We start from the raw sequence: 4401 nt of genomic DNA, 5'->3' as shown, positions 1-4401 counted from the left end.
CGACTCCCACTGGGCATCCGTCAAATCACCACGCGCCATGACCCAGTTCTACAGCCCCGCCAGCCACAGGCCGAAAACCGCAGCCAGAAAGCATCAACAGATAGTCAGATTCACCAACACTGCCTAGCACCACCGGTCGAGGCGTGCCGCTGCGCCATCATCTCGCGCGGACCGCCAGGAGGAGATACCCATGCCGTACGCAGCAGTGCTCACCGGATACGGATCGCCCGAGACGCTCGTGTGGTCGCAGGTCACGCTGCCCACACCCGGACCCGGCCAGATCAGGATGCGTGTACACGCGGCGGGGGTCGGCCCGACCGACCTGAAGATCCGGCGCGGGGACCTGCGAGAGGTCTTCCCTGTGCCCGACCCCGCCGTCCTCGGCTTCGAGGCGGCCGGCACCGTCGACGCCCTCGGACCCGGCGTGACCGGCGTGTCGCCGGGTGACGAGGTCGCCGCCCAACTGCCCACGCTCGGCGGATACGGCGAATACGCCCTCGCCTCGGCTTGGGCCGTCAAACCGGGCACCGTCAGCTGGGCCGACGCCGCGGCGCTGCCCGCCTCGGCCGAAGCCGCCGTCGGCGTCCTGCGCCAACTCGGCGTCAGCTCCGGCGAGACCCTGCTCGTCCTCGGCGGCGCGGGCTCGGTCGGCGTGATCGCCACTCAGCTGGCCGTAGCCCAGGGCCTCACCGTCTTCAGCGCCACCGGCCCGACCGACGAGCAGTTCGTCAAGGATCTCGGCGCGATCCCGGTCCGCTACGGATCGGCGCTCCTCGCCCAGATGCGCGCGCACGTCGAGAAGGTGGACGCCGTCTTCGACGCCGCGGGCAAGGGCGGCCTGCGCGACGCCGTGGAACTCGCGGGCGGCCCCGCGCGCGTGATCACCCTCGCGGACGAGCACGCGTCCGACTTCGGCGTCGCCCTCTCAGAACCGACGCCGGACCGCGCCCCCGACGCGCTCGAGCAGACCATGCCGCTGCTCGCCTCCGGGCGACTGCGTCTGCGTGCCCAGCGGTTGCTGCCGATGCGGGACACGCCGCGCAGGCGCACGCCCTCCTCGAAGCGGGCACGGTGCACGAGAAGCTCATTCTGACCGCTTAGCAGCCTTATGACGGGAGCAGCCGGATGGAGAGCCCGATCGAGGTCGTGCGCAGGTTCTGCGCGGCGTGGGCGCAGGACACGGGAGCCGCCGAGCTGGCGGCGTTCTTCACCGACGACGCCGTCTACCACAACATCCCGATGGCGCCGATCACCGGCCGGGAGGCCATCGCCGAGACCATCAGCTCGTTTATCCGCCCCGGCCCGCCCGGCATTGAACGCATCGAGTTCCGCGTCGTCAACATCGCCGCCGACGGGCCGATCGTGCTGACCGAACGGGTGGACGTCTTCACGCTTCCGGGCAAGACGTTCGAGCTTCCGGTCATGGGGACCTTCGAGGTCGCCGACGGCAAGATCAAGGCCTGGCGCGACTATTTCGACGTGAACCAACTCACCAGCCGGATGGGATGAGGACCGGCGTCATGAGGCCCGCAACAGCGCACTGACCTCGGCCGCGAGGGCGATGGAGGCCTCGATCTCGGCCTTGCGGATCGAGACGCTCTCGACCAGGAAGCCGAAGGGCAGGCCGAGCCGGCGGCAGAAGTCGATCAGGTCGCGGGCGTTGGCGAGGCAGTGCTCGTACGACTCGGTCAGCGTGTCCTCGGCGTTGATCAGGGAGTTCTCGATCCAGCGCGGGACGTCGACGCCGAGCCACTTGAGGAACTCGAGCGTCTTGACCGAGCCGCACACCGAGAGGGTGAACAGGACGGGGCGGGGCGCGAGGCCCTGGTCGCGGCAGGCGTAGTAGTAGGCGGAGACCATGCTCTTCGCGGCGTCGGCGCTGTAGACGACCTGGGAGATGAAGTAGGCGCAGCCGGCCTCCTGCTTGGCGATCAGCCGCAGGTGCTCGTCCGGGCGCTCGGTGATGGCGACGCCGCCGAGGAGCAGGTCGGGGCTGACCTCGCGGCGCAGGGCGTGGGCCTGCGGCAGTCGGGTGTGCACGTCCTTGTCGCGGGAGGAGGCGCCGACGAAGACGCCGAGTACCCGCTCGGGGTCGGCCGCCTCGAGCCAGTCGCGCAGCCGCGCCTCGGGGTACTTTCCGACGCAGCGGTAGATGACGACCGGTCGGTCCCAGGCGCCGAGGTATTCGGCGTGGTAGTCGGCCGGGTCGAGGGTCGGCAGGTACGGGAACGGGCGCTTGGTCGGATTGCGGTCGCTCTCGTCGTCGATGTCGTAGAGGGCCAGGCCGTCCACGTCGAGGGGGGCGAGCCGTGCGACGGTGGCCGCGGTGATCTCCCGGATCCGCTCGGGCGTGGTGGTCAGGCGCGGCGGGGTGATGCCGAACAGTACGACGCCGCCCTCACCGCCGGCCAGCCGCGTCCGCAGGTCCGGGTTCTCCTGGTAATCCGCCATGTCGGGCAAGGTAGCAGCGCACGCCCCGGTCAGCGGAAACGCGCCACGGTGTGAGAAAGCCGGCCCCGCGCGAGGGGCGTGGGCGCTCAGCCCTCGGCGTGGATGACGGCCATGGCGTGCTCGCGGGCGGGGCCGCTGAGGGTCCGGTTGAGCGCGTCGAACAGCAGGCCGGCGCTCTCGCCGCTCCAGCCGGGGGGCAGCAGGCGCAGCGGCAGGCCCGGGTCGCGGTAGGGCAGGCGGCGCCACTGGGTGAGCATGGGGATATAGGTCTGGAAGGCCTCGTGCGGGGCGACGCCCTCGGCCTGGGTCCGGTCGTGCACGGGGCGGTACTGGCGGGAGAAGTCGGCGTAGAGGCCGGCGAGTTCGTCCAGGTCCCACCACTGCCGCACCTTCGAGCGCGGCTCGCCGAAGGCGATGTGGTCGCCGTGGAAGATGTCGACATAGCCCGTCAGCTTCCTGCGTTCCAGGGTGCGGCGGGTCTCGTCGGCCAGGTTGCCGGGGGCGATCCAGACGCCGGGCGCGGCGGTGCCGAAGCCGAGCCGGGTCAGCGTCGCGCGCAGTTCGTGGCGCTTCTCGCGCTCCGACTCGGGGACGGAGAAGACGACGAGCAGCCAGCCGTCCTCGGCGACGGCGCGCACGCGTTCGAAGATGCGCGAGTCGCCCTCGGCCAGGACCTCGAGGGTGGCGGTCTCGAGCGAGTAGCCGGCCGCCTTGCCGTGGCGCTCGGGGCGCAGCACGCCGCGGCGCTTGAGCCGGGAGATGGCCGAGCGCACGGCCCGCTCGTCGAGGCCGAGTTCCGCCATCAGGCGCACCAGGGACGCGACCGAGAGCCAGTCGTCCTCGCTGCGGGCGTAGAGGCCGAAGACGGTGAGGATGAGCGGGCCGAGGCGGCTCTCGCGCTCCCGGCCTGCGGGCTCCTCGGCGCTCGCCGCCGCGGCCGGCCCGCTCACCTCGGTCGTCATGGCGGCAACCCTAACGGGTGGTGCTCGGGGGCTGCATGTGCGCAGCGTGCGGGGCGGCGGCCGGGGCGGTGACGCGGTTGCGCAGCTCGCCGAGGTGCGCGATCCGGGTGACCATCAGCGCTCCGGCCTCGAGGTGGCGGGCCGGCTTGCGGGCGTGGCCGACGCCGCCGGGGGTGCCGGTGGCGATGACGTCGCCGGGGTTGAGCCGCACCAGCGTGGAGACGTACTCCACCAGGGCGACGGGGTCGAACAGCAGGTCGGCGGTGGAGTCGTGCTGCATGACCTCGCCGTCGAGCTCGAGCGTGACCTCGAGGTCAGGACGCACGCCGCCGGGCAGCTCGTCCGGGGTGACGAGGTAGGGGCCGATCGGGGTGCAGGAGTCCCAGGCCTTGCCCTGCAGCCACTGCTGGGTGCGGTACTGCCAGTCCCGGCAGGTGACGTCGTTGAGCACGGTGAACCCGGCGATGGCCGCCTCGGCCTCGGCGCCGACGGCGCGCCTGACGGGCTTTCCGATGACCAGCGCGAGCTCGGCCTCCCAGTCGAGCGCCTCGGTCTCCTCGGGCTTGGCGATCTCGTCGCGGGCGCCGGTGAGCGAGTCGGCGAACTTGGCGAACAGGGTCGGGTAGGCGGGCAGCTCGCGGCCCATCTCGAGGATGTGGTTGCGGTAGTTCAGCCCCACGCACACGATCTTCGAGGGCTGCGGCACCACCGGGGCGAAGTCGGCGTCGGCGACGCGGTGGGTGCGTTCGCCCGCGGCGGCGGTGGCGGCCAGGGCGCGGCGCTGCCAGTCGGGGCGGGCCAGGAACGCGCCGAGGTCGGGGGCGTCGAGTTCGACCAGGACGTCCGCGGACTCGTCCAGGCGGGCGGCGCGGGTGGCGCCGGACGACGGGAGGCGGAGGGTGGCGAGCTTCATCTGAGGATGATCCTCTCGGATGATTGTCGGGCGTCAACGTGGCGCGAGAGCCGACGGACCGGGCGGGGACAGGGC

Annotated in this window: 5 protein-coding genes; 2 read left to right on the top strand and 3 right to left on the bottom strand. The window is 71.9% G+C overall.

The window, feature by feature from the left end:
- Positions 1–190: 190 nt before the first annotated feature.
- Positions 191–1093: an NADP-dependent oxidoreductase gene (locus KDL01_RS39275; RefSeq protein WP_212533809.1), complete on the top strand. Its 903-nt coding sequence runs from the start codon at positions 191–193 to the stop codon at positions 1091–1093.
- Between the two features lie 32 nt (positions 1094–1125).
- The gene (locus KDL01_RS39270) at positions 1126–1509 is read left to right on the top strand and encodes a limonene-1,2-epoxide hydrolase family protein (protein WP_212533808.1); all 384 of its coding nucleotides are present in this window, start codon (positions 1126–1128) and stop codon (positions 1507–1509) included.
- A gap of 9 nt (positions 1510–1518) precedes the next feature.
- Here the strand turns inward: KDL01_RS39270 and KDL01_RS39265 are convergent, their stop codons facing one another.
- The 3 genes from KDL01_RS39265 to KDL01_RS39255 all read right to left on the bottom strand — a co-directional run bounded on the left by KDL01_RS39265 (position 1519) and on the right by KDL01_RS39255 (position 4326).
- On the bottom strand, positions 1519–2451 hold the full coding sequence (locus KDL01_RS39265; protein WP_212533807.1) for a methylenetetrahydrofolate reductase: 933 nt from the start codon (positions 2449–2451) through the stop codon (positions 1519–1521).
- Positions 2452–2537: 86 nt separating this feature from the next.
- The gene (locus KDL01_RS39260; RefSeq protein WP_212533806.1) at positions 2538–3413 is read right to left on the bottom strand and encodes a PaaX family transcriptional regulator; all 876 of its coding nucleotides are present in this window, start codon (positions 3411–3413) and stop codon (positions 2538–2540) included.
- 10 nt (positions 3414–3423) lie between these two features.
- On the bottom strand, positions 3424–4326 hold the full coding sequence (locus tag KDL01_RS39255; RefSeq protein ID WP_212533805.1) for a fumarylacetoacetate hydrolase family protein: 903 nt from the start codon (positions 4324–4326) through the stop codon (positions 3424–3426).
- Positions 4327–4401: the final 75 nt, after the last annotated feature.

This window comes from Actinospica durhamensis, from assembly GCF_018139695.1.
Classification (GTDB): Bacteria; Actinomycetota; Actinomycetes; order Streptomycetales; family Catenulisporaceae; genus Actinospica; species Actinospica durhamensis.
The sequence above is the reverse complement of the archived record's forward strand: the minus strand, read 5'-3'. Positions and strand labels throughout refer to the sequence as shown.